General features: G+C 71.1%; 19 protein-coding genes, 2 pseudogenes and 1 riboswitch. Of the genes and pseudogenes, 9 read left to right on the top strand and 12 right to left on the bottom strand.

The window, feature by feature from the left end; translation table 11 throughout:
- Positions 1 to 61 precede the first annotated feature (61 nt).
- The 5 genes from FF36_RS23755 to FF36_RS23740 all read left to right on the top strand — a co-directional run bounded on the left by FF36_RS23755 (position 62) and on the right by FF36_RS23740 (position 5,785).
- Positions 62 to 346, top strand: a complete 285-nt coding sequence (locus FF36_RS23755) for a CATRA system-associated protein (RefSeq protein ID WP_055409975.1) — start codon at positions 62 to 64, stop codon at positions 344 to 346.
- Between the two features lie 153 nt (positions 347 to 499).
- A complete protein-coding gene (locus FF36_RS31720; protein ID WP_052681380.1) occupies positions 500 to 4,669 on the top strand; it encodes a CHAT domain-containing protein in 4,170 nt (1,389 codons plus the stop codon).
- Between the two features lie 134 nt (positions 4,670 to 4,803).
- The gene (locus FF36_RS33245; protein ID WP_242422789.1) at positions 4,804 to 5,115 is read left to right on the top strand and encodes a hypothetical protein; all 312 of its coding nucleotides are present in this window, start codon (positions 4,804 to 4,806) and stop codon (positions 5,113 to 5,115) included.
- A gap of 26 nt (positions 5,116 to 5,141) precedes the next feature.
- Complete coding sequence (locus FF36_RS23745; protein ID WP_044887376.1) at positions 5,142 to 5,387, top strand: hypothetical protein; 246 nt, start codon at positions 5,142 to 5,144, stop codon at positions 5,385 to 5,387.
- Positions 5,384 to 5,785, top strand: a complete 402-nt coding sequence (locus FF36_RS23740) for a type II toxin-antitoxin system VapC family toxin (protein WP_044887375.1) — start codon at positions 5,384 to 5,386, stop codon at positions 5,783 to 5,785. The genes FF36_RS23745 and FF36_RS23740 overlap by 4 nt, the downstream gene beginning before the upstream one ends.
- Before the next feature lie 961 nt (positions 5,786 to 6,746).
- Here the strand turns inward: FF36_RS23740 and FF36_RS23735 are convergent.
- Both FF36_RS23735 and FF36_RS23730 read right to left on the bottom strand, forming a co-directional pair.
- Entirely contained in the window at positions 6,747 to 7,082 is a 336-nt protein-coding gene (locus FF36_RS23735; protein WP_044887374.1) for a helix-turn-helix domain-containing protein, read from the bottom strand.
- Positions 7,079 to 7,450 carry a type II toxin-antitoxin system RelE/ParE family toxin gene (locus tag FF36_RS23730; protein ID WP_044887373.1) on the bottom strand — a complete coding sequence of 124 codons (372 nt, stop codon included), beginning with the start codon at positions 7,448 to 7,450 and terminating at the stop codon, positions 7,079 to 7,081. The genes FF36_RS23735 and FF36_RS23730 overlap by 4 nt, the downstream gene beginning before the upstream one ends.
- A gap of 518 nt (positions 7,451 to 7,968) precedes the next feature.
- Here FF36_RS23730 and FF36_RS35560 point away from each other — a divergent pair.
- From FF36_RS35560 to FF36_RS23715, 3 genes are all read left to right on the top strand, one after another.
- Positions 7,969 to 9,189 carry a toll/interleukin-1 receptor domain-containing protein gene (locus FF36_RS35560; protein WP_052681379.1) on the top strand — a complete coding sequence of 407 codons (1,221 nt, stop codon included), beginning with the start codon at positions 7,969 to 7,971 and terminating at the stop codon, positions 9,187 to 9,189.
- A gap of 31 nt (positions 9,190 to 9,220) precedes the next feature.
- Positions 9,221 to 10,423 carry a TAXI family TRAP transporter solute-binding subunit gene (locus FF36_RS23720; protein ID WP_082122177.1) on the top strand — a complete coding sequence of 401 codons (1,203 nt, stop codon included), beginning with the start codon at positions 9,221 to 9,223 and terminating at the stop codon, positions 10,421 to 10,423.
- A gap of 179 nt (positions 10,424 to 10,602) precedes the next feature.
- Positions 10,603 to 10,794 (top strand): hypothetical protein, encoded by a 192-nt coding sequence (locus FF36_RS23715; protein ID WP_052681378.1) that lies wholly within the window; start codon positions 10,603 to 10,605, stop codon positions 10,792 to 10,794.
- A 130-nt stretch (positions 10,795 to 10,924) separates the two neighbouring features.
- On the opposite strand, the gene FF36_RS23710 is transcribed toward FF36_RS23715, so the two are convergent.
- The 10 genes and pseudogenes from FF36_RS23710 to FF36_RS23670 form a co-directional block, all read right to left on the bottom strand.
- On the bottom strand, positions 10,925 to 11,737 hold the full coding sequence (locus FF36_RS23710; protein WP_082122176.1) for a GNAT family N-acetyltransferase: 813 nt from the start codon (positions 11,735 to 11,737) through the stop codon (positions 10,925 to 10,927).
- A pseudogene (locus tag FF36_RS23705) lies at positions 11,734 to 12,720 on the bottom strand (LLM class flavin-dependent oxidoreductase); the annotation flags it as partial. The pseudogene FF36_RS23705 and the gene FF36_RS23710, both read right to left, overlap by 4 nt.
- A gap of 1 nt (position 12,721) precedes the next feature.
- Positions 12,722 to 13,110, bottom strand: a 389-nt coding sequence (locus FF36_RS38865; protein WP_242422786.1) for an LLM class flavin-dependent oxidoreductase, incomplete at its 3' end; no start/stop codon positions are given.
- 127 nt (positions 13,111 to 13,237) lie between these two features.
- Positions 13,238 to 14,374, bottom strand: a complete 1,137-nt coding sequence (locus FF36_RS23700; protein WP_044887370.1) for an FAD-dependent oxidoreductase — start codon at positions 14,372 to 14,374, stop codon at positions 13,238 to 13,240.
- Positions 14,371 to 16,188: a dipeptide ABC transporter ATP-binding protein gene (locus FF36_RS23695; protein WP_082122175.1), complete on the bottom strand. Its 1,818-nt coding sequence runs from the start codon at positions 16,186 to 16,188 to the stop codon at positions 14,371 to 14,373. The genes FF36_RS23700 and FF36_RS23695 overlap by 4 nt, the downstream gene beginning before the upstream one ends.
- Complete coding sequence (locus FF36_RS23690) at positions 16,185 to 17,111, bottom strand: ABC transporter permease (protein WP_236706466.1); 927 nt, start codon at positions 17,109 to 17,111, stop codon at positions 16,185 to 16,187. Before FF36_RS23690 ends, FF36_RS23695 begins: the two co-directional genes overlap by 4 nt.
- Positions 17,108 to 18,196: an ABC transporter permease gene (locus FF36_RS23685; RefSeq protein WP_044887369.1), complete on the bottom strand. Its 1,089-nt coding sequence runs from the start codon at positions 18,194 to 18,196 to the stop codon at positions 17,108 to 17,110. Before FF36_RS23685 ends, FF36_RS23690 begins: the two co-directional genes overlap by 4 nt.
- The gene (locus FF36_RS23680; protein WP_044887368.1) at positions 18,193 to 19,857 is read right to left on the bottom strand and encodes an ABC transporter substrate-binding protein; all 1,665 of its coding nucleotides are present in this window, start codon (positions 19,855 to 19,857) and stop codon (positions 18,193 to 18,195) included. Before FF36_RS23680 ends, FF36_RS23685 begins: the two co-directional genes overlap by 4 nt.
- Positions 19,858 to 20,471: 614 nt before the next feature.
- A riboswitch (SAM riboswitch) is annotated at positions 20,472 to 20,584 on the bottom strand.
- Between the two features lie 215 nt (positions 20,585 to 20,799).
- Positions 20,800 to 21,243 (bottom strand): nuclear transport factor 2 family protein, encoded by a 444-nt coding sequence (locus tag FF36_RS23675; RefSeq protein WP_044887367.1) that lies wholly within the window; start codon positions 21,241 to 21,243, stop codon positions 20,800 to 20,802.
- On the bottom strand, positions 21,234 to 21,719 hold the full coding sequence (locus FF36_RS23670; protein ID WP_044887366.1) for a nuclear transport factor 2 family protein: 486 nt from the start codon (positions 21,717 to 21,719) through the stop codon (positions 21,234 to 21,236). Before FF36_RS23670 ends, FF36_RS23675 begins: the two co-directional genes overlap by 10 nt.
- A gap of 182 nt (positions 21,720 to 21,901) precedes the next feature.
- Here FF36_RS23670 and FF36_RS23665 point away from each other — a divergent pair.
- Positions 21,902 to 22,066: pseudogene (locus FF36_RS23665) on the top strand (IS701 family transposase); the annotation flags it as partial.

The following is a 22,066-nucleotide window of genomic DNA, read 5'->3' as shown; positions in this document are numbered from 1 at the left end:
CCCGAGATACCAGCATAATCGTGCGCATGGCGAGGGACAGCGGGTGCATTTCGGTGGCGGCATGATCGACGAGCAGATTCGGGAGGAGGCTCTGGACGTCCTGCACAGTGCCCTGGACTGGGAGACAACTCCGGGCATCTGGAGTCGTGTCTCTCGCACTCTCCAGTCGCTTCAGTTGGCTGTGGACGCCGAGGACTCGGGCGCGGTCAAGGAGTTGACGCGGGTGCTGGAAGACCTTCGGCTCGACTCCGGCCGTGGCAACGACGCGGGTAAGGATTCGGGGACGAAGGCAACGGGCGTCGTTCGTGAACGGCTGACCGACACCATTCACAAACTCGGCAAATAGGCCGGATTAGCCGTGTTTGGGCGCTGGTGGACGTCCGTAGTCGGGACCGCGCGCCGCAAGGAGGACCCAGCCGCGGTCGGCGTGTGGCGGGCACACGGCCGAAGAGCGCGCGGTCCAGGTCCACAGCCGGAGAGTTCCGGGGATGAGGCCGACGTGACGCAGTGGACCCGTGCCGCCGTGGCGATCCTGCAGGAACCTGCCGCGATGGCGGACTCCGAGCAGGTGAATCACGCGGTTCGGCTGTTACGCGACGCGGTCGAGATGACGTCCGAGTCGAGTCCTGACCTGGCCGGACGGCTTTCGAACCTGGCGGGGGCACTCCATCAGCGTCACAACCGTTGGGGTGGCGAGGCGGATCTGGACGAGTCGGTGGCGTTCGGCCGGCGTGCGCTGGCGGTGACCACCGCGGATGACCCGCACCTCGCCATCCACGCGAGCAACCTCGCCGCCGCACTCACCACCCGCTACGAGCTGCGTCACGATCTCGACGACCTCGTGGCGGCGATCACGGAGGGCCGGCGGATTCTCGACGTCACCGAACCGGTCGACCCCAGACTGCCGGGCCGGCTGTCGAACATGTGCAGCGCGCTGCGACAGCACTGGGAGAGGACGGGCAGCCGGACCAGCCTCAACGAGGCGATCACCATCGGTCAACGCGGCGCATCACTGGCGGCGGCCGGGCACCCGCAGCGCGCGGCGGTACTGTCCAACCTCAGTACCGCGCGGCAGCAGCGCCACGGTGCCACCGGAAACCTCGACGATCTCCTCGCGGCCGTCGAGGCCGGCGAGGAGTGCGTCGCCCTGACCGCGGCGTTGACCGAGGACGACGGCAACGCCGCCGGGCGGCTGTCGAACGTGGCTTCGATGTTGTCCGACCTGTATGAACGCACCGGCGAGTTGGCCCATCTCGAACGGGCGCTGAACCTGGCCGCGCGGGCGGCCACGCTGCCCTCCGCGAGTCGCAATCCCGTGGCGCTGCTGGCGTGTCTCGCCGGCTGCCTGATACTGCGCTTCGAGGCGACCGGCGACCCCACCGACCTCACCTTCGGCATCGAAGCCGCGCGGGGAGCTCTCGCCGCTGCCCCGAAAGGGCATCCGGCCAGGTCAGGAGCTCTGCTTGCGCTGTCAAACGCGCTGCAAACACAGGCGGAGGCTACCGACTCGGCGGATGGCTTCGACGAAGCTACCGCGCTGGTGGCGGAGGCGATAGACGCCCTGCCGCCGGGGCATCCGCACCTGGGGCTGCTGCACAACGGTCTCGGCGTCGCGCTGCGGCTGCGCTTTGACCGCCAAGGGCATCCAGAGGATGTGGAGCGGGCGGTGTGCGCCAGCCAGACGGCGGTAGATCTCCTGCGGGTGACCCGGGCTGGCGCCTCCACCGCGAGTGCCCTGGCCAACCTGAGCGCGTCCCTCCAGGCCCGGTACGAGTATGGCGGCCAGGAGTCGGATCTGGAGCGGGGCGCGGAATGCGCCCGTGAGGCCGTGATGATGACCTCTCGCGGTGACCTGGCATATCCCCGTCTTGTGTCGGCTCTGGTCAGCGCGATCCGGCTCCAGGTCGAGACCTCTGGCGATTCCGGGCTGTCGGACGAGATGGTTGGCTACGCGCGCGATGCCGTCGACGCCACTCCGCGGCCCGGCGAGCTCCGTGCGTCCCGGCTGGTCAACCTGTCGGTGGTGGCACGGGCCCGCGCGGAACGCCGTGCCGCACTGACCGACGTCAACGACGCGGTGCGGTGGGCCAGTGAGGCCCGCGACCTGCTCGTCCCGGGGCGCCCGCTGCGTTCGGAGGCGAGTTCCGCCCTTGGCCTGGCGCTGGCGACCCGATACGAGCTGACCGGCCGGACGGCGGACCTCGATGAGGCCGCGCGCCAGTTGGGAGCCGCCGTCGACGAGAGCCCGACTTGGCGTGCGGACCGGGCCCGGCATCTGTCCAACCACGGAGGGGTCCTGCACACCCGGTTCGAGCTGACCGGGGCGGCGGTTGATCTCGACGCGGCGGTGGAGGTGCTGGAGGCCTCGGTGGATGCCACGGCCGCCAGCGACACCCGGCGGGCGGGTCGGCTGGCGAATCTCTCCGGAGCCCTGCGCGCCCGCTACCTCATCGGCGCTCGTCGCGCCGACGCCGACGCCGCCGTCGCGTCGGCGCGGGCCGCACTCACAGCCATCCCGGCCCACCACGTCGATCGCGCTTCCTATCTGACCAAACTCAGCCTGGCGTTGACCGCCTCACTCGGCGGCGCGACCGACCAGCCAGCAGACAGCGTCCCCTATTCGGGGCGCACCGGGCTGCGCGCCGAGGCGCGGGCGGAGGCGGCCGTTCTCCGGGAGGCGCGAGAACTGGTCGGCGAGGCCGTGCAGGTCACGTCGCCGGCCAGCCCGTCCTACCTCGGACGCCTGTCCAACGAGGCGGGCCTGCTGCTCCAGCTGTTCGAACGTACAGGGGCGATGGCTGATCTGGACGAATCCCTCGCCCTCGTCGAACGCGCGGTGGAGCTGACTCCACCCGGCCATCCCGACCTGGCGGTGTACCTGTCCAACCTGGGGCGGGCGCGATACGCCCGGTTCGTGAGGACCGGCGAACAGGCCGATCAGGCGGCGGCGCAGACGGCCTACGCCACCGCGGCCCGGCTGGACACGGCGACCCCGACGGCCCGAGCGGGTGCCGCTCGCGCCTGGGCGATCGGCGCGGCTGAGATGTCCGACTGGTCGACGGCCACGCAGGCCGGTGAACTGGCGATCGAGATGCTGTCGCGCACAGTGGGACGTGGGCTGACTCGGCCGGACCAGCAACGGCGGCTCACGTCGGTACAGGGACTGGGATCCCTGGTCGCGGCCTGCGCCCTGGCCGACGGCATGCCCGAGCGGGCCGTGGAGCTGCTGGATCAGGCCCGGGGCGTTCTGCTCGGGCGGATCGGCGAACTGCGAACGGACGTAGGGCAGCTCGCACAGACCAATCCGGACCTGGCCGGGCGGATCGAGGCGGTACGCCGTGCGCTCGACGCGCCCACCGACGACCTGGCGCGTGAGGCCGGCGCGCCCCGCCGGCTCCATGTGGACGACGCTCAGCTTCAGCAACATCGACGTGACCTTGCCGCTCAGTTCGAAGCCCTGCTGGCTGAGGCCCGTCAGCTGCCCGGCTACGCCCGCTTCCTGCTCCCGCCGGACCTCAGCCAGATGCGTGACGCTGCCGGGGCCGGCCCGGTCGTCATCATCAACCCGCACCGCATCCGCTGCGACGCGCTCGTACTGACCCGAGCGGGCGTCCACCAGGTGAGGCTGGCGCACCTGTCCGCGGCCACCGCCGGCGACCAGGTGCTGGCGCTGACGGCTGCCGTCGCGACGGCCACTGATTCCACCGTGGATCTCAATCTGCGCACCGCGGCGGAGGAGCGGATCAACGCGGTGCTGCGGTGGCTGTGGGACAGCATCGCGGAACCGGTTCTCTCGTTGCTGGACCAGCGCCGGGTCTGGGACCAGTACGGCGGCGTACGACGTCTGTGGTGGTGCCCGACCGGGGTGCTGGCGTTCCTGCCGCTGCACGCCGCCGGTCACCAGATCGCCGACCCGGCGACGGACGCCGTTGGCGGGCAGCCCCGGACCGTGCTGGACCGAGTCGTCTCCAGCTACACGCCGACCATCCGCGCACTGCTGGATTCCCGCCGGCCGCCAAATGGGGCGGTCGGCTCGGCGGCTTCCGGGTCGTGGGCGCCCGAGATCACCGCGGTAGCCCTACCGAAAACACCGGAACGCAAGCCCCTGCCCAACGCGACTCGGGAAGCGTCCATGATCGCCGAGGCATTTCCCGGCCGCGTTCAGACCCTGACCGGTCCGCAGGCGTCGCGGGAACGTGTTCTGGCCGCGATGGTCGCCCGGCCCTGGATCCATCTGGCGTGTCACGGAGTGACGGACATCGACGAGCCGTCAAACAGCGCGCTCCTCGTCTACGACCACCAACATCAGCCGCTGACGGTGGCCGACATCGTCCGGCGACGGGTTGACGTCAGTGGCCTGGCGTACCTGTCGGCATGTGGCACCGCCGAGCCCAGCGTCCGGCTGCTCGACGAGTCGATCCATCTCGCCTCGGCCTTCCAAGCCGCGGGCTACCGCCATGTGATCGCCACCCTGTGGACGGTGTGGGATCTCGCGGCGCTGCGGGTCGCCCGCTCGGTGTACCGCCAGTTGCGAGACGCCGAGGCGGATTCGGCCCTAGGCCCTGCCGCCGCCTCGGCGCAGGCGCTGTACGACGCCACCCTCGCCGCCCGCGCCCGAGATCCCGACCGACCGTCCGCCTGGGCATCCTTCGTCCACTACGGTCCGTAGCGCTCACTGGGTGTCCGGAGGCCCGGCTGCGTGCGCATCCCGGCATCACCACGACAGAAAGCCTGGTCGACACTCGGTGTGATCGCCCGACGCACGCGACTCTCCGCAGGTCCTTCGACCAGATCTACTGTCCCGTGCTCGAAGCCTCGGTAGGACGGCTGTACGCGCTGTATGTGCACGGTGGCAGCGACACGACCGGGCGCGATCCGGGGGTCGAGACCATCGCCACCAGCCTGAAGTGGAAGCGACTGCGAGAGCCGCTGTCGATCGTCGGCGAGATGGATACTGCGACACGCGAGGCCTGCTGGGAGCTCGGCGCCACCGTTGCCGCGTTGCTGGTGGCCGGCTCACGGCGATGTTCCGGCGGGACAGCGCGCGAGCGGCGGAGGTGTCGTGAGGTGCCCACGAACGCTCCTGGCGAGGTTGACGCAAGGATTCATGCGTGATGCATGAATCATGGTAGCGTGGACAGATGAGCGAGTCTGCCGACGGGGGCATCATCCAGGTGCGCGATGTCGATCCGACGACGCTCGCGGTCCTCCGCGAGCGGGCCAGATCGCTCGGTCAGTCGCTGTCCGGGTACCTGCGGGACCTGATGGATGCCGATGCGGCCACGGAGACCAACGCCGAGGTCATCGCCCGCATGGTCCGCGACAGGGAACCTGTGGGGCTCACCATGGACGACATCCTCGCGGCGCGCGACGAGGGGCGGCGTTGACCCTCACGTACGTGGTCGACTGCTCGCTCGTCATCGATGTGCTGTCGGTCCGCGATGGCGACGAGGTGCTCCGGCAGCGCCTGTCCGCCCCGCGGACACTGCACGCCCCGCACCATCTCGACGTCGAGGTCGCGTCAACAGTCCGTCGGCTTGCCGCCGGAAAGAAGATCACTGCTCATCGTGGCGAGCAGATGTTGGCTGACTACGCGCGCCTGCGGATTACCCGTCATCCGGTCTGGCCCTACCACCCCCGGATGTGGGAGCTGCGGCACAACCTCGGTGCTTACGACGCCGCCTACATCGCGCTCGCCGAAGCACTCGGCTGCAATCTGCTCACAGGCGACACCAAGCTCAAGAACGCTGCCGGACACCGCGCGACGGTCATCGTCACGCGGTAGCAGGTACGGGCGGATTTCTCTCGTCCTGCCTGCCGGAGGCCGGCCGGGAAGTGTGGCGTCAGGACGCCCCGCGGTTCTTGAGGCCGCGGACCACAGCGTTCCGAGAACCACGTAGTGTGATCGCGCGACGGACGCGACTTTCTGCAAGTTCTGCGACCAGATCTACTATCCGTGTCTCGACGCGACCGTTGGCCGGCCGTATGCGCTGTACGTCCACGGCAACAGCGATACGACCGGCGCGGTCCGCGGAGTCGAGACCATCACGACGGGTCTGAAATGGAAACGTCTGCGCGACCCGTTTACCGTCCCTGGTGACCTGTCAGCCGCCGACCGAGAGGCCTGCTGGGAGCTCGGGGCGACGGTCGCGAAAGTATCTGGGCGGGCCGGAACTGGCCGGCGATCTCGATCAGGCCGACGAACGGGAGTGCCCGGATGCCTCGGCGGCGAGTACTGCGCGCCCAGTGTGTCGCGCAGGTCATCCGCTTGGAACGCCAGGCTATGTGGGCGGCGGCCAGGCCGCAGGCTGCCTCATGATCGCCCTGTGCCCAGGGCATCGCGGAGAGATTGAGCGCCGCCAGGACCGTGTCGAGATGATCGCGCGGCGGTGTTGCCGGCGCGATCGTCGATTTCTTCACGCACCTGCAGGCGCACGTCGACGCCGTGGTGGGCGACGCGTGAGGACGGTGATCCAGGAGGTGGTTGACCCGGCGCTGTCGACGCGGCAGTGGGGGCGGATGCTCTGTGCGCTGGCCGCTGGGCGAGCATCGCGGGACCGCGGGCGAGTCGGTGCGAGTGTCGCGGGCGGGCCTCGGCCCAGGGACGCGGGCCTGCCGGGCCGGGGGCGCCCGTCTCGCGCGTTCCGCCCCTCGGTACCTCGACTGCCGTTCCGCCCCTCGGTACCTCGACGGCCACCAAGGTCGATCTCGCGGAGATCGAGCACCCAGCGGCGGGAACTGCCTCGTCACGCGGCAGGCGTGTCGGTGCCGCGCAGGATGTACAGGTCGTCGCCGAAGACGGCGGTGATCTGGAGCTGGCCGCCGAGGGCTCGGACGTAGCGGGCGATGACGTCCACGGTGGAGACTTCGCCGCGTTCGATCTGGGAGACCCGACTCTTGCTGACGCCCATGTGTTCGGCGACATCGGTCTGCGTCAGGCCGAGGAGTCTGCGGCGATCGGCGAGCCGGTGGCCGTCGATGTAGGCCTGGTTGCGCCTGTGGGCCTCGGCCAGGGCCTCCTCGCCGCCGGCGTCGGCGACCAGGCCGGCGCGGACGTCGTTCCACCGGGGAAATCTGGTCATGAGCTGCCTTCCTCGGCTTCCCGTTCCTTCACGTACTCGACGTACAGCGTCTCCGCCCGTGGGATCGCTGTGCGGTACCAGCCGGACCAGTCGCCCGACTTGTCGCCCCCCACCAGCAGAATCGCGCAGCGCCAGGGATCGAAGACGAACAGGACGCGGATCTCCGAGGAACCCGCGGAACCTGGCCTGAGTTCCTTGAGGTTGTGGATCTCCGAGCCGACCAGGCGGTCGACCAGTGGCCGCCCCAGGCCTGGCCCGGCGTCGGCCAGCCGGTCTATCGCGTCGACCACGAGCGCCTTCGATCTCGGATCGAGCCCGTCGACCCAGGCCAGAAACTCGTCGGTGACGCGGACCTCCCACTCGTCCACAGCGAAAAGTTTAGCAAATCCTCGACGTCTGGGTGTCGAGCTGGCAGGGCCGCGCCGGCCGTCTCCTGGCCCGCCCTGCCATGGCGGCCCGATCCGTGCACACGTAGCGTGGTTGCGCAACGTATGCAACTTTCCGCAAGTTGTGCGACCAGATCTACTATCCCGTGATTGAAGCGACCATTGGTCGCCCATAGGCCCTCTACGTTCACGGCAACTCCGACACGACCGGCGCAATCCGCGGGGTTGAGGCGATCACGACCGGCCTGAAGTGGAAGCGTCTGCGTGAGCCGGTGACGGTGATCGGCACGCCGGACGCGAAGGACCGGGAAGCCCGCTGGGGTGTCTCACACGAGTCTGACAGGGAGGGGGGCGCCTCTACCGCCGCGAGCCTGCATCCCGGAGTAGGTCGGCCTGCCCTCGGCGGGTGCGGTGCTCGGGGCTGCCCTGCAAGGTGCGCGTGGTCGGTGGCGACGTCGAGGGCTTTCCGACCGGCGGCGGCTCCGTGCGATGATCGGTTCATGCTCGATGCCGCGGAGAACGCGGATGAGGTCACCGGCCCCCGGTGGGATTTCTTCATCTCCCGTGCCCCGGTGGACAGGGAGTGGGCCATCTGGGTCGGTTGGCACTTGGAGGAGGCCGGCTACCGGGTGCTCCTGGAGGACTGGTATCTCGTCCCAGGCATGAACCGGCAGGCGTTCTTCGAGAACGGTATCGTCGGCTCCGCCCGGACGATAGCCATTGTTTCCAGCGCCTACCTGCGTTCGGGTCAGGGCGGCACGGACTGGCGGGCCGCGTGGGGAGCCGATCTCGCGGGCACCGACCGGAAGCTCATTCCGATCCGGGTCGCCGACTGCCGGCCTCCCGACCCGCTGGGGTCCGTCGTCTTCATCGACCTGTTCGGGCTGGCGGCTGGCGCCGCCCGGGTGGAGCTGGTCACGCAGGTCAGGGCCGCGCTGGCGGGCCAGAACCGGCCGCGGACCGCCCCCGACTACCCGACCCGACGCCGGGAGCCGGCCGCCGACGGCAGCGCGGTGGCGGCGCAGCCACCGCCGTCCCCGGTCCGCAGGGTGCCTCGACCGTCCCAACCACCGCCCCTGCCCAGCGCGCGCCCACCGGCGCCGATCGCCCGCCCGGACGGTCAGCAGGGTGAACCGGCGCGACCACCCGAGGCTTCGCAGGATCGGCGCCGCCCGCGGGATCGGCGCCGCCCGCGGGATCGGGGCCGCCCGCGGGATCGGGGCCGCCCGCGGGATCGGGGCCGCCCGCGGGATCGGGGCCGCCCGCGGGATCGGCGCCGAACGCCCGGGCTTCCTATGCCCGGGTTCTCCGCATCCGCGCGGCCGGTCGCCCTGGGCGTCGCCGTCCTGGCCGGGCTGGGCCTCGAGGCCGGCGGCATCGCGTGGCAGTCCTCGGGGGGCGGTGGTCTCGCCGGGGTCGCCTTGGGCGTCGTCGCGGTGGGCGTTGCGAGTACCGCCGTGATCCGCTGTCTGCTCGCGACCAGGTGGCGGCCGACCGCGGGTGAGCTGGCCCGGACCGTCGTGCTGGCCCTGCTCGGGGCGGCCTGCGGGGCCGAGGTCGCGACCTTCGTCTCGGCGGACCATTCGGCGGGCGCGGTGGCTCTGCAGGCCGGGATCGCCGGAATGCTGGTGTACGCGCTCGCGTGGCGTCAGCAGGAATGCCCGCCGCCGGGATATTCCACGGCCGCTTCCGAAGGCGACGAACCGGGACGGGTAACATAGCCGCCTGCCGTCTATCCGGACGGCGTGGAGCATGGTGGGGGGCTGTTGCTCTGTGTCCAGTGCGGGGTCATTCTCGCGGGGTGAACGCGGTGTTTACCTGGCCATTGGCGTAGCGGTTGTCGTCGTGGGCATGCTGGCCGCCGTCCTCGGTGCGCGAACGCGGCCGGCCGCTCCGCGAGTGCTCGGCAGGTGCCCGGTCATCGACATTTTCGCCGGGCAGGGCGGCGCCGCGCATGATTCGACGACCACGCCTTATGACGAGTATGCGGATGTCATCAGCAGAAACATTACGCAGCGGTTTCCCGGGTCGGTCGTGAACGTCGTGGCGACACAGGGGAGCGCCTTCAACGTCGGGGTGCTGGCCGACCCGAAGGCCGCCACCTGCTGGCTGTCCATCAGTGGCCTGAGCACGGCGGTGGACGCGCACGAGGCCGTCTACCAGTTCGAGGGGCGGCCCGTGACCACGGTGCGGACCATCGGCCCGCTGTGGCTGGACTTCATCCAGGTGGTCGTCCGGGCGCCGAACCCGGGCAGTCCGGACGACCGGCCGGTTACCGCGCTCGGTGATCTCTGCCAGCAGAACCGGACCCTGGAGACGGGGCTGGTCGAGTCGGGGACGGAACGCACCGGCACGATTCTCCTTCGCCAGCTCCGGGCCCAGATCCCGGACTGCAACCCGACGATGGCGCACAGTACGCTGGCCGACGCGGTGGACGCCGTCCGCAGCCACCGTGCCGACGCCCTCCTGTGGTCGGGAGGAGCACCGACGCCGACCATCGCGGATGCGCTGAAGGACCCGGAAGGGGCCACGCTGACGCTGCTGCCGCTCGGCACGGACTATCTCGTGAGAATGCAGTCCGAATGGGATGCCAAGTATCCCTTTCTGCACGGCGGAGACTATCGGAAGTGGACGCTCCGACGTGACGACTACACACGGATCGACGCGACGGACACGATCGCGTCGTCGAACGTCGTGCTGGCGAACGCCAAGGCTGACGGTGACCTGGTCACCTTCGTCGCCGGCTTGCTGGTTGACGACCGCAGCGAGTTCGAAGCCGCCCTGTGGAAGAACGACCCGCACAACCGGCATTTTCTCGATCTGAAGACCGAAATCCAGGACAACAAGCTCTACTGTGCCGTCCAGCTCCATCCCTCCGCCGCCGCCTACTACTGGGACCACCTGCACGCCATGCCTACCTGCCCGCGGCCAGGCCGAGACGGCGGTGGGCAGTGATCCACGACGGCCGGGGACGGCCCGGCCACTGAGGCGGAGCGCGCCGCGGCGGGCATCCCGGTCTCGGCGCGGCGTTCCCGCACCGGCGTAGATACACCTCCGGTGCGACGCCGCGGCTCCTGGCCGGGGGATGGTCTGATGACGGCATGGGGACAGGGGTGAGGCGTGCGGCTGCGCGCATGACGGTGGAGGGCAGGATCTCGCCGCTGTTCTATCTCGCCGGAATACTGTCCGCGCAGTTCGTGGACACCCACGGCAAGGTCGGCGTCATTATCGCAACCGGCTGCTACACCGTCGTCGCGCTGATCTGGATCGTCCCTGACCGCCGCATCGGCCGCCGTGCCGCGCGCGAGTTCGGAGCCCCGGACTGATATTCCCTGCCTCCTACCCCATGGGCGATCGTCCTACCCCGTGGGCGATCACGTGCGCCTGGTCGGCGCCGGGAACCGCCGTGATCTGGATCTGGTCGGCCATGCGTTGACTGCTCGGCGACGACGTCGGTCACCCGACCGGACCTCCGCTCGCGGCTTCGGTCGCCGAACCGCTTCGCGGCGCGGGTGTTGGTGCGGCCGCGGCGGTGGGTGTGGCCGCGGCGGCGAACGGGTTCGGGGCGGGCACGCCGCCCGCCGGCTCGCCGGGCACCCGGATGGCGGTGAACGTCACCCGCCGGCGAAGGCGGAAACCGAGCTGTTCGTAGAGCCTGATCGCGCCGGTGTTGTCCGCCGAGGCGTGCAGGAACGGCGTCTCCCCCCGGGCCCGGATGATCGCGGCGACGGCGTGCACGAGCCGGGTGGCCAGTCCCTGCCCGCGGTAGGCCTCCTCGGTGCACACCGCGCTGATCTCCGTCCAGCCCGGCGGGTGCAGCCGTTCCCCGGCCATCGCGACGAGCACGCCGCCGCGCCGGATGCCGAGGTAGGTGCCGAGCTCGATGGTCCGGGACCGGAACGGCCCGGGCCGGGCGCGGTCGATCAGCGCGAGGATGTCCTCGACGTCGTCCGGCTCGAGCCGGACGGCCTCGTCGTCGGGCGCCGCGGCGACACCCTCGTCCACGAGCTGCACGCCGGCACCGTGTCCGACCACCTCCCATCCGGTCGGCAGCACGTCGTCGAAGCCGGCGAGGGGCAGGATCGCCCCGGGGCCGAGCAGCGTCGCGGCGTCCCGCCAGGTGCCGGCGTCGGGATCGTCCGGCAGGGCGATGAACGGTGCGACGTCCTCGGGGTAGCGCAGCACGCTCCCCTGCCGCACGGCGAGGTGCGCGTGCGGTCCCAGCAGCGAGGCGAGCGCCGGGTTGTCGAGCGGATGGCGTTCGGTCACGTCGGGGCACCCTGGGGGGTCCGGTCCGGGGCGGCCGAGTCCCGGGGGAGGCCGAAGTTGTCCCGCAGCGTCGTCCCGCTGTACTCGGCGCGCAGCGAGCCGCGTTCCTGCAACAACGGGACGACCTTGTCGACGAACTCGTCGATTCCCCCGGGGGTCACGTGCGAGCCCAGGATGAAGCCGTCCGAGCCGTCGTTCTGGACGAAGTGGTCGAGCCGGTCGGCGATCTGGGTCGGCGTGCCCACGAACTCGGTGTGGCTGAACACGCGGATGGCGAGGTCGCGCAGCGAGTACCGGTTGGCCTCGGCCAGCGCCCGCCACGTCCGCACGGTCTCGAACGGGTCCTCGGCGATCCGGGCACGGCCCTGGATCACCGGCGGGCCGGTCGGGTCCGGATCGACGTCGGGCAGCGGGCCGTCCGGATCGTAGCCGGACAGGTCCCGGTTCCAGACGGTCTCCAGCAGGATCTGCGCGGTCCGCCCGCTGACCTGGGCGCGGGCGACCTCCCGCTGCCGCTCGACGGCGTCGGCCGCGGTGTCGCCGAGGACGAACGCCCCGCCGGGTAGCAGCTTCACCGAGCCCGGCGGCCGGCCCGCCCGGACGACTCGGGCCTGGATGTCGCGGTAGTACTCCTGGGCCGGCCCGAGCTCGCGGTAGGGCGAGAAGATCGCGTCGGCGGTGGCGGCGGCGAAGTCACGGCCCTGCGGGGAGACCCCGGCCTGCAGGATCACCGGCCGCCCCTGCGGGCTGCGCGGCACGGTGAACTGACCGGCCACGTCGAACTGGCGACCGGAGTGGCGGAACGTCCCGACCGCCGCGTCGCGCAGGAACCGGCCGTGCTCGGCGTCGGCGACGATCGCGTCGGCGGCCCAGGAGTCCCACAGCTGGCGGGCGAGGGCGACGAACTCCTTGGCCCGCACGTACCGGTCGTCGCGGTGCAGGAAGCCGCCCCGGCGGAAGTTCTGCCCGGTGAAGGCGTCGAANGAGGTCACCACGTTCCAGCCGGCCCGTCCGCCGGAGAGATGGTCCAGCGAGGCGAGCTGGCGGGCCAGCTCGTACGGCTCGTTGAAGGTGGCGTTCAGGGTGCCGACGAGCCCGAGATGCTCGGTGACGGCGGCCAGCGAGGCGAGCACCGGCAGGGTGTCCGGGCGCCCGACGATGTCCTGGTCGAAGATCTGTCCGAGCCGCTCGCGCAGGATCAGCCCCTCGGCGAGGAAGAAGAAGTCGAACTTCCCGCGCTCCGCCGCCTGGGCGGCGTGCTGGAACGACGAGAACGCGATCTGGCTGCCGGCGGCCGGATCCGACCACACCGTGGTGTGATTGACCCCGCCGATGTAGTGACCCAGGATGATCTGTTTGCGTGGACTGGTCATGTGCAGGCCCTTCCTGCGCCATCGAGGGCGACGGCACGATGTCGTGGTCGGCGGGTGGACGTCGTGGTCGGCGAGTGGACGTCATGGTCGGCGAGTGGACGTCATGGTCGGCGGATGGATGTCGTGGTCAGCGGGTGGAGGCGAAGCGGGGGTCGGGACGGGTGCCGTCGACGGCCAGGTCCGCGAGGATGCGTCCGATGGCGGGCACGAACTTGAAGCCGTGGCCGGAGAATCCCGCCGCCACGACCACCGGGCCGTGCCGGTCCAGGACGAAGTGCCAGTCCGGGGTCGTGGTGTAGGTGCAGCTGATCGGGGCGAAGCGGTCCGGGTCCACGCCGGGGATCCAGCGCCGCACGTATTCCCGCAACGCCGCGAGCTGGGCCGGCACCGCAGCGAAGTCGCGCCTGTCCGGGTCGACCACCGGCCCGACCCCGTGGAAGCCGACCTTGACGCCCTCGCCGGGGGTCTCCAGCCCGTAGACCCCGCCGTGGAAGGCGATGGCCTCCTGGGTTCCGGCTGTCAGCAGGTGCACGAAGCTGGGCCAACGGTCCTGATCCGCTCCGGCGGACGTGCCGAGGCCGACCGGCGCGAAGTGCGCCGGCTGCTCCTGGGTGACCCGCAGGGCCGGCAGTGGCACGAGGCCGCCGAGCAGCTTCTCCGTCCAGGCCCCGGCGGCGACGACGACGCGGCGGGCGAGGTAGCGGTCGTCGTCGGTGTGGATCTCGACGGCGTCGTCCCCGCGCACCGCGAGGGAGCGCACCGGCACCTCGTGCCGGACCACCCCGCCGTGCTTGACCGTGCTCTCCTGCAACGCGGTGACGGCGTTGTCGGCGTGCAGGCGCCCGGAGTCCGGGTGGACCAGCACCCGGGTGTCGAAGCGCAGGCCGGGCCAGCGCCGCGCGGCCTGGCGCGGCGTCAACCACTCCGACGCCACGCCAGCCGCGGCGGTGGCGTCGGCGACCTGGTCCAACACGGGGTCGCCGCCGTGCTCCAGCCCCCCGGTGACGGTGAGCAGCGCGGTGCCGGTGAGATCCTCCAGCTCCCGCCACAGCACCCGGGCCTGCTGGGCGAGGCGGATGTAGCCGAGGTCCGGGTAGGCGAGCCGGAAGATCCGGGACGCGCCGTGGGAGGCCCCCCGGACGTGTCCGGCCGCGAACCGTTCGAGCAGCACGACGTCGACGCCGCGGCGGGCCAGCTGCCAGGCCGCCGCCGACCCCATCGCCCCGCCGCCGAGCACGACGACGTCGACCTTGTGGACGGTCATGCCACCGCTCCTTCGCTTTCCGGCACGGTCGTCGCCCGTGGTTCCGCCGGGGGGCGCAGCGCGGCGCCGTCGAGGGTCGGCACCGCGGCGAGCAGACCGCGGGTGTAGTCGTGGCGCGGCTCCCGGAAGACCTGCTCGACATCGCCGGACTCGACGATCCGGCCGTCCTTCATGACCAGCACACGGTCGCTGACGTGGTAGATCACGCCGAGATGATGGGAGATGAACACGTAGGCGATGCCGAGCCGGGCCTGGAGATCGGCGAGCAGGTCGAGGATCTGGGCCTGGATGGAGACGTCGAGGGCCGAGACCGGCTCGTCGCAGACGATGACGCGAGGCCGGGGGGCCAGCGCCCGGGCGATCGCCACCCGCTGGCGCTGCCCGCCGGAGAGCTGGCGCGGTCGCCGGTCCAGCACGTCGCGCGCCAGCCCGACCTGGTCGAGCAGCTCCAGCACCCGGGTCCGGCGCTCGGCGCGGGAGACCCGGGCCACGGCCAGCGGCTCGGCAATGATCTTCCGAACCGGGTATCGCGGATCGAACGAGCTGAGCGGGTCCTGGTAGATCACCTGGATGTGCTGGCGCAGCCGCGCACCCGTCCGGGCGTCGATCTCGCCCCAGGCCGTGCCGTCGACCTCGACCGCGCCGGAGTCCGCCCGCTCCAGGTCCAGCAGCAGCCGGGCGGTCGTGGTCTTGCCGGAACCGGACTCGCCGACGATGCCGAGCGTCTCCCCGGCCCGCAGCTCCAACGACACATCGTCCACGGCGGTCAGGATGCGGCGCCCGTCCAGGGCGAACGTCTTGACCAGGTCCCTGGCCGCCAGCACGACCCCGTCGCCGACGACCGCCCGAGGCTGCGCGACCGGGCCACCGGGCTGCGGTGACAGTCGGGTGCCGCGGGCGTGCGCGACCGGCACGGCGGCGAGGAGCTGGCGGGTGTAGGGGTGCCGCGGGTCGTCGAGCACCTGCCGGGTCGGGCCGTGCTCGACGAAGATCCCGTCCTTCATGACGAAGACGTGGTCGGCGACCTGGGACACGACGGCCAGGTCGTGGCTGATGAGCAGCAGCGCCGTCCCGGCCCGCTTGCGCGCGGCGAGCATCTCGAGGATCTGGGCCTGTACCGTGACGTCCAGCGCGGTGGTCGGCTCGTCGGCGATGAGCAGCTCCGGGTCGGCCGCGATCGCCGAAGCGATCAGGGCCCGCTGCCGCAGCCCGCCGGAGAGCTGATGCGGGTACTGGCCCGCGCGGGCCTCCGGCTCCGGTACGCCGACCTCCCGCAACAGCTCGACCACCCGCGCGTCGACCTCCGCCCGAGGAACCACCCGATGGGCCCGCAGCGTCTCGGCGATCTCGGCGCCGACCCGGCGGGCCGGGTCGAGTGAGACGAGCGCGTCCTGCAGGACGAAGCCGATATGCCGGCCGCGCAGGGTCCGCCATCGGCGTTCCGGCAGCGTCCGGGTGTCCGTGCCGGCGATGACCAGGCGGTCGGCCCGCACCTCGGCCCCGCGTCCCGCCAGCCCGACGAGGCTGCGGGCGGTGACGCTCTTCCCCGAGCCCGACTCTCCGACGACGGCGATGCTCTGACCGGCGTCGATCCGGAACGACACGCCGCGCACGGCGTCCACCGAGCGTCGACCCAGCCGAAACCGCACGCGCAGGTTCGCCACGTCGACGAGGGTTCGGGGATCGCCGGGCTGCGTCGCCGGGTCCGGCGCCGTCGGATCACCGATGGTCGGATCACCGATGGCCGGGTCGCCGGTGGTCGGGTCACCGGTCGTCGGGTCGCTGTCGGTCGTCGGGTCGCTGTCGGATGTCATCGTGCGTTCCGACCTTCGAGTCGTGCCTGGAGGAACTGTCCGGCGACCGTGATGGCCAGGACGGCGAGCGTGATCGCGATCCCGGGGAAGATCGCGGGCCACCAGGCGACCGAGAAGTAGGTGCGACTGCTGGACAGCATCGCGCCCCACTCGGCGGTGGGCGGCTGCGGGCCGAGCCCGAGGAAGCTCAGGGTGGAGCCGAGACTGATCGCCCCGCCCACGTTGATCGTGGCCAGGATCAGGACCGGACCCAACGCGTTCGGCACCAGGTGTCGGATGATCACCTGCCGCTTCGGCCAGCCGAGCGCCCGCGCGGCCTCCAGATAGACCGAGGCGCGGATGCGCATCACCTCGCCGCGGACCACCCGGGCGAAGCCCGGGGTGAAGATGAGGCTCAGACCGATGATCGAGTTGCGGGTGCCGGGGCCGAGCATGGCGATGACCAGGAGCGCGAGCAGCAGCCCCGGAATGCTGAGGAACACGCTCAGCAGCCAGTCTGTCACCGCTCCGAGCACGCGCCCGCCCTGCGCCGCCGCGACGCCGACGGCCGCTCCCACCACGAGCGCGAGCGCCGACGCACTCAGACCGATCCAGAGGGAGAGCCGGGTGCCATGGACGATCCGGGCGTAGATGTCCCGGCCGTTCTGATCCGTGCCCAGCAGGTGGCCGGAACCCGGTCCCCGCAACGTCTGCGAGATGTCGGCGGCGTTCGGATCGGTGCCGGTGAACAGGTGCGGCCAGAACGAGGCCAGGACCAACACCAGGAGAAAGGCGAAGCTCAGGACCACCCCCGGCCGCGACACGCGCAGCCAGGGCCAACGTCCGCGGGTCGAGGTCGAGGTCGAGGCCGAGGCCCCGACCGGCGTGCCCGGTGATGCGCCGCCGGGCGGGAGCCCGGTCGGATCGACCGGTGTGACGGTCATCCTTCGCCCTTCTGGTCAGCCCCGGTCGCGGAGACGGACGGGCTCGCTGTCGAGGTGATGCCGGCGGCGGCCGCGTTCACGGGCCCGGCTGTGGTCGGGGCGACGGGACGCAGCCGGGGATCCAGCAGCGGGTAGACGGCGTCGATGAGCAGGTTGATGACGACGTAGAACGCCGCCGCGACGAGCACGACCCCGGAGACGAGCGGGAAGTCCCGGCGGCCGAGTCCGCCGACCGTCAGCGTCCCGAGCCCCTGCCGGGAGAACACGTTCTCGATCACGATCGCGCCACCGAGGAACGCGCCCGCGAGCCAGCCGGCGATGGTGATGGCCGGCATCAGGGCGTGCCGCAGGGCGTGCCGCACCAGCACGGCTGTCTCACGGATGCCGCGGCTGCGGGCGGTCGTCACGAACGGCTCGTCGAGCGCGCGTTCCAGACCGTCCCGCAGCACCTGGGCGAGAGTCCCGCCCGGGGCCACGGCCAGGGCGATCGCCGGCAGCACCAGTCCCCGGAAGCTGTTCGATCCGATGGCCGGGAACCAGTGGAGCTGGAAGGAGAAGACGGTGAGCAGCAGGATCGCGAACCAGAACGCCGGCACGGAGACGCCGACGATCTCCAGGAAGGCGAACGGGCCGCGGATCCAGCGGGGCCGGTTGGCGGTCAGCAGCGCGACCACGATCGCCCCGACCAGCGCGAGCACGACGCCGGCGGCCATCAGCTCGAACGACGGCGCAAGCTGGTCGCCGATGGCGGTCGTGACGTCCATCCCCTGGTTGTAGGAATGGCCGAGATCACCGCGCAGCAGGTGCCCGAGGTAGTCGAAATACTGGACCAGCCAGGGCCTGTCCAGGGCGTAGTCGGAGATGATCTGCGCCCTGACCTCGGGGGAGACGGCCGCCTGCCCGATGATCGCATCGATGATGCCGCCGGACTTCAGGTGCAGGGCCGCGAAGGTGACGGTGACCGCACCCCAGAGCACACCCACCGCGTACCCGACCCGCCGCAGGACGGCGAGCCCGATCGAGCGGGCGGAGGAGGCCGCACGGCCCCCTCCGCGCCGCTCGTCCGCCGCGAGGGCGATGGTCACTTGCTCGTCCAGGCGTCGTAGAACAGCGGGAACGCCTGCGGCTCGAACCGCAGCCCCTGCACCTTCGTGCTCGATCCGAGGACGTAGTTGAACACGTAGATCGGGAACACCGCGGCGGCCGAGGTGATCCGCTGCTGCGCGTCGCCGTAGAGCGCGCCCTGCTTCGTCAGGTCGGTGGTGCCCAGGGCGTCGGTGAAGTCCTTGTCGAGGGCCGGGTCGGACAGCCGCGAGCCGTTGGTGCCGAAGCCGTCCTTCGGGATGGCCGCGCTGCCGAACAGGGTGCGCAGCGCGTCGGGCGAGGCCCGCTGCCAGCTGAAGTCGATGAGGTCGTAGTTGCCGGCCGCGACGTCCTTGATGTACGAGGTGTACTCGGGGTTCGTGGTCCTGACCTCGATGCCGATCTGCTTCGCCGCGGCCTGGACCTGGTCGGCGACGACGTCGCGCTGTTCCCGGGCGAACTGCTTGAGGAAGGGATGGACGATGGTGAGCCGCTTACCGTCCTTGGTGCGGTAGCCCTGCGCGTCCCGACCCGTCCAACCGGCCTGGTCGAGCAGCCGGTTCGCCTTGGCGGCGTCGTAGCGGTAGGCGGATTCGATCGACGTGTCGTAGCCGACGGTCGACGGGGACAGCGGGCCCTTGCCGGGCGGGAAGACGCCGAAGTACAGCTTGTCGACGATCGTCGCCCAGTCGATGCCCGCCCGGAACGCCTCCCGGACCTTGACGTCCGCGAAGGGCCCCTTGGCGGTGTTCGGGTAGTAGTTGTAGTTGCCGCCCGGCGCGGACGCGGTCTGGATCCGGAAGCCCGATGTCGACTTGAGCTGCGCCACGTTCACCGGCGGGACGCTCGCGATCGCGTCGATCTGCCCGCTGGTCAGTGCGCCGTACCGGGAGGAGTCCTCGGGGAGGCTGCGGATCGACAACGCGTCGAGGTAGGCCGGGCCGGTGTGCTTGGCGTTCTTCGGCGCCCAGTTGTACTTCGCGTTGCGGACGTAGTCGATGCCCTTGCCCTTGACGTAGCCGCCCGAGCTGATGAACGGACCGCTGCCGACGATCTTCGAGCAGAGTTCGGACGGCGGCTTCGTCAACGTGCTCGGCGCCTCGATGCCCAGGTAGGCCGTGGCCAGCGAGGGCAGGAACGCCGAGTTCGGCGCGCTGAAGTGGACCTCGACGTGGGTCGGGTCCGTCACCGTGGTTCCGGTGTAGGTCGCGATGGTGCCGGCCGCCAGCTGCGACTTGGTCGCCGGGGCGACGATGTGGTCGAGGTTGGCCTTGACGGCCGCGCCGTCGAACTTCTCGCCGTTGCTGAAGGTGACGTCGTCGCGCAGGACGAACGAGTACGTCTTCTGGTCCGGCGAGACGGTCCAGCTCGTGGCGAGCCAGGGGGAGATCGTGCCGTCGTCGCTCAGGGCCACGAGCGAGTCGACGATCGACCGGGCAAAGAACCCGTCGACGTCGGCCGGGCTCTGGTGCGGGTCGAGGCAGGTGCCGTCGGAGTTGATCGCGAACGTCAACGTCCCGCCCCGAACCGGGGTGCCGGTCGAGCCGGCAGAGCTGCCCGCGGAGCCGCCACTGGAGCCGCAGGCCGCGAGCGCGAGCGCTGCGGATCCGGCGGCGAGCGTCAGCGAGACTCGTTTACTGACGCCGAAGACGTTGCTGGACATCGGGTTTCCGTTCTCCTGATCGAGTGGTCGACGGGGTTGGGGTTGGTCGTGGAGGCGCGTCGGGACCGAGCCGCGTTGGTCGTGGCGATCGGAAACCGGCCCGGCGGTCCGGCGGTCCGACGGCCCGGCGGTCCGACGGCCCGACGGCCCGACGGCCCGGCGGCCCGGCGGCCCGGCGGCGCTTCCTGCCGCGCTCGGTATCGGGATTCCGGCAGGCCTGCTGGATGAGCCGGCCGGCCCGGGACGCGACCTGAACGAGGCTGCCGGCCTGACCGAACCCGGGCAGCCGAGCAGCCCCGTCCGGGCACTCAGCCGACGGACGGCGACAGTCGGGTGAACTCGGGCGGGTGGGGCGACGGAGGCGGCGGAACCGCGGGAGCCGGCCGGCCGGGCCGGCCGGCAGCGGGAGTCAGGTCGTCGGACAGAGACAGCTGGACGAACGACGCAGGTCGATCGACAGGCGGCGGGTAAGCCGTACCTGTGGTGACCGGGGGGCCCGCGGGCCGGGCACGGTGTTCGTGCCCGGGACGCGACCTGCGGTCGTGGAGCGGCCACCCGCGCGGCGAGTCGCTCCCAGCATGTCGTTGCTCCCTCGGCCGAGGCCCAGGAGACCGGGCCCGCGCTTTGCCGCATCCACTGGATGCGGCCGTGTCCTCACCCGGGGCACCCCTTCGCGGTGGAGGGTTGCCGGCCAACAAGCCGGGGCTGGACGTTGGCACTCGTGACAGTTGTGATCTTCAGTCAGGTGACTGACCTGGACGAAGGTAGCCCGTCATGTCGACTTTGTCTAGGCGTGGCGTCGAGAAGCGCACCCCGGCGAACATCGGTTACCTGAGCGGCGCGTTCAGGCACCGCCACCACGGCCATCCACGCCGACCAGCGACGGATCCTCGGCAACGACGATCCGTGTGTGCTGACCAGCGCCGACCACCACGGCGTCGGTCAGTCCTCGGTCGGCAGCCAGGTGGTGGTGGTCAGGGTCCGTGCCGAGGGGCCGTCGGGGTCGTTGTCGGGCCGGTTGCCGCGGGTGACGGACCGTTCGGCGATCCGCCAGCCGTGCGGCGTACGGACCACGGTGTCCTGGTAGTCGCCCGATCCCGCGGTGCCGTCGCCGCGTATCACGAAGTACTTCGCCCACACCCGCAGCGTGTCGTCGTCGATCCGGTGGACGGCGATGTCGGTGGTGTGGTGCGGGAACATCACCCGCCCGTACGGGAGGCCGCTCGCGGCCTGCGCCAGCGGCGTGCCGCCCATGGTCGCATCGTCGGTGTACGCCGCCGGTGCGGTTTCCAGCGCGATGTTGTCGAACAGGTACGGATGCTTGGCGAGCAGGCTGCACACCTCGGCGTAGGTGGCCGCGTCGACCGGCACGATCCTCACGCCCACGGGGCCTCCCCGTCGGTGACGACGACCGGGCCGCCGTGGCGCGGGTGGACGGTCCGTCGGGCCACGCGCCAGCCGGCGGGCGTCTCGGTGAGCACGTCGACGACGTCGGCGCTCGCGACGCTGCCGTCGCCGGCGATGGTCACCAGCCGGCTCCACGCGGCCAGGCCGCCGGGGACCTGCTTCACTTCCGTGTTGACGGTGTGGTGCGAGGGGGACGTCGCACCGTCGAGGGCCGGCGGGTCGACGAACACCCGCGCCAGGAGGTCCGGGTCGCCGTTGTCGACCGCGTGGCCGTAGAGCGCGAGAACCTGCAGCACCGCCGCGGTCTGTTCGCCGGTCGCGTCGCGCAGCGCGGCGAACGCCGCGTACGTCTGCGGCAGGCGGTGCTGCTCCACCCGCACGTCAGCGCTGTCGCGCACGCCGCCGGGCGGGTGACCGCCGGCCCGCAGATGCCCCGCGATGTGGTCCGTCGTCATGGTCCGGACGCTAGTACTACAGCGACAGTGGTCGGTGTGTGATCTCTTGCTTCGAGTGCGGNGTGGNGTGGACGGAAGAGCGGCCACCGTGTGTTTCTCCATGTTTTGTGAGAACAAAGGGAGAGACCGCGGTGGCCGCGGCTCAGAGTGTATCCGAGGTGGATGTNGCGATGTGGGAGGCNGGGCTGGAGGAGCTGTTCGGCCGGGTGGAAGGCTGTTTCCGGTCTGATCAGCCCCGGGCGCAGGCGCGGGCGTATGTGGCGGGGTTGTTGTCTCGGACCGAGCGGAAGAACGGGTGGACGCTGGCGGAGTTCAGCCGTGAGTCCGGGCCGCAGAAGATGCAGCGG

The sequence above is a fragment of the Frankia torreyi genome (genome assembly GCF_000948395.1).
In the GTDB taxonomy this organism is placed as follows: domain Bacteria; phylum Actinomycetota; class Actinomycetes; order Frankiales; family Frankiaceae; genus Frankia; species Frankia torreyi.
The sequence above is the reverse complement of the archived record's forward strand: the minus strand, read 5'-3'. Positions and strand labels throughout refer to the sequence as shown.

Bases quoted from the DNA above. Each gene is read 5' to 3' on its own strand.
- FF36_RS23755 (WP_055409975.1), top strand. From the start codon at position 62: ATGATCGACGAGCAGATTCGGGAGGAGGCTCTGGACGTCCTGCACAGT.
- FF36_RS23745 (WP_044887376.1), top strand. From the start codon at position 5,142: ATGAGCGAGTCTGCCGACGGGGGCATCATCCAGGTGCGCGATGTCGAT.
- FF36_RS23735 (WP_044887374.1), bottom strand. From the start codon at position 7,082: ATGACCAGATTTCCCCGGTGGAACGACGTCCGCGCCGGCCTGGTCGCC.
- FF36_RS35560 (WP_052681379.1), top strand. From the start codon at position 7,969: ATGCTCGATGCCGCGGAGAACGCGGATGAGGTCACCGGCCCCCGGTGG.
- FF36_RS23720 (WP_082122177.1), top strand. From the start codon at position 9,221: ATGGTGGGGGGCTGTTGCTCTGTGTCCAGTGCGGGGTCATTCTCGCGG.
- FF36_RS23715 (WP_052681378.1), top strand. From the start codon at position 10,603: ATGACGGTGGAGGGCAGGATCTCGCCGCTGTTCTATCTCGCCGGAATA.
- FF36_RS23700 (WP_044887370.1), bottom strand. From the start codon at position 14,374: ATGACCGTCCACAAGGTCGACGTCGTCGTGCTCGGCGGCGGGGCGATG.
- FF36_RS23695 (WP_082122175.1), bottom strand. From the start codon at position 16,188: ATGACATCCGACAGCGACCCGACGACCGACAGCGACCCGACGACCGGT.
- FF36_RS23690 (WP_236706466.1), bottom strand. From the start codon at position 17,111: ATGACCGTCACACCGGTCGATCCGACCGGGCTCCCGCCCGGCGGCGCA.
- FF36_RS23680 (WP_044887368.1), bottom strand. From the start codon at position 19,857: ATGTCCAGCAACGTCTTCGGCGTCAGTAAACGAGTCTCGCTGACGCTC.
- FF36_RS23670 (WP_044887366.1), bottom strand. From the start codon at position 21,719: ATGACGACGGACCACATCGCGGGGCATCTGCGGGCCGGCGGTCACCCG.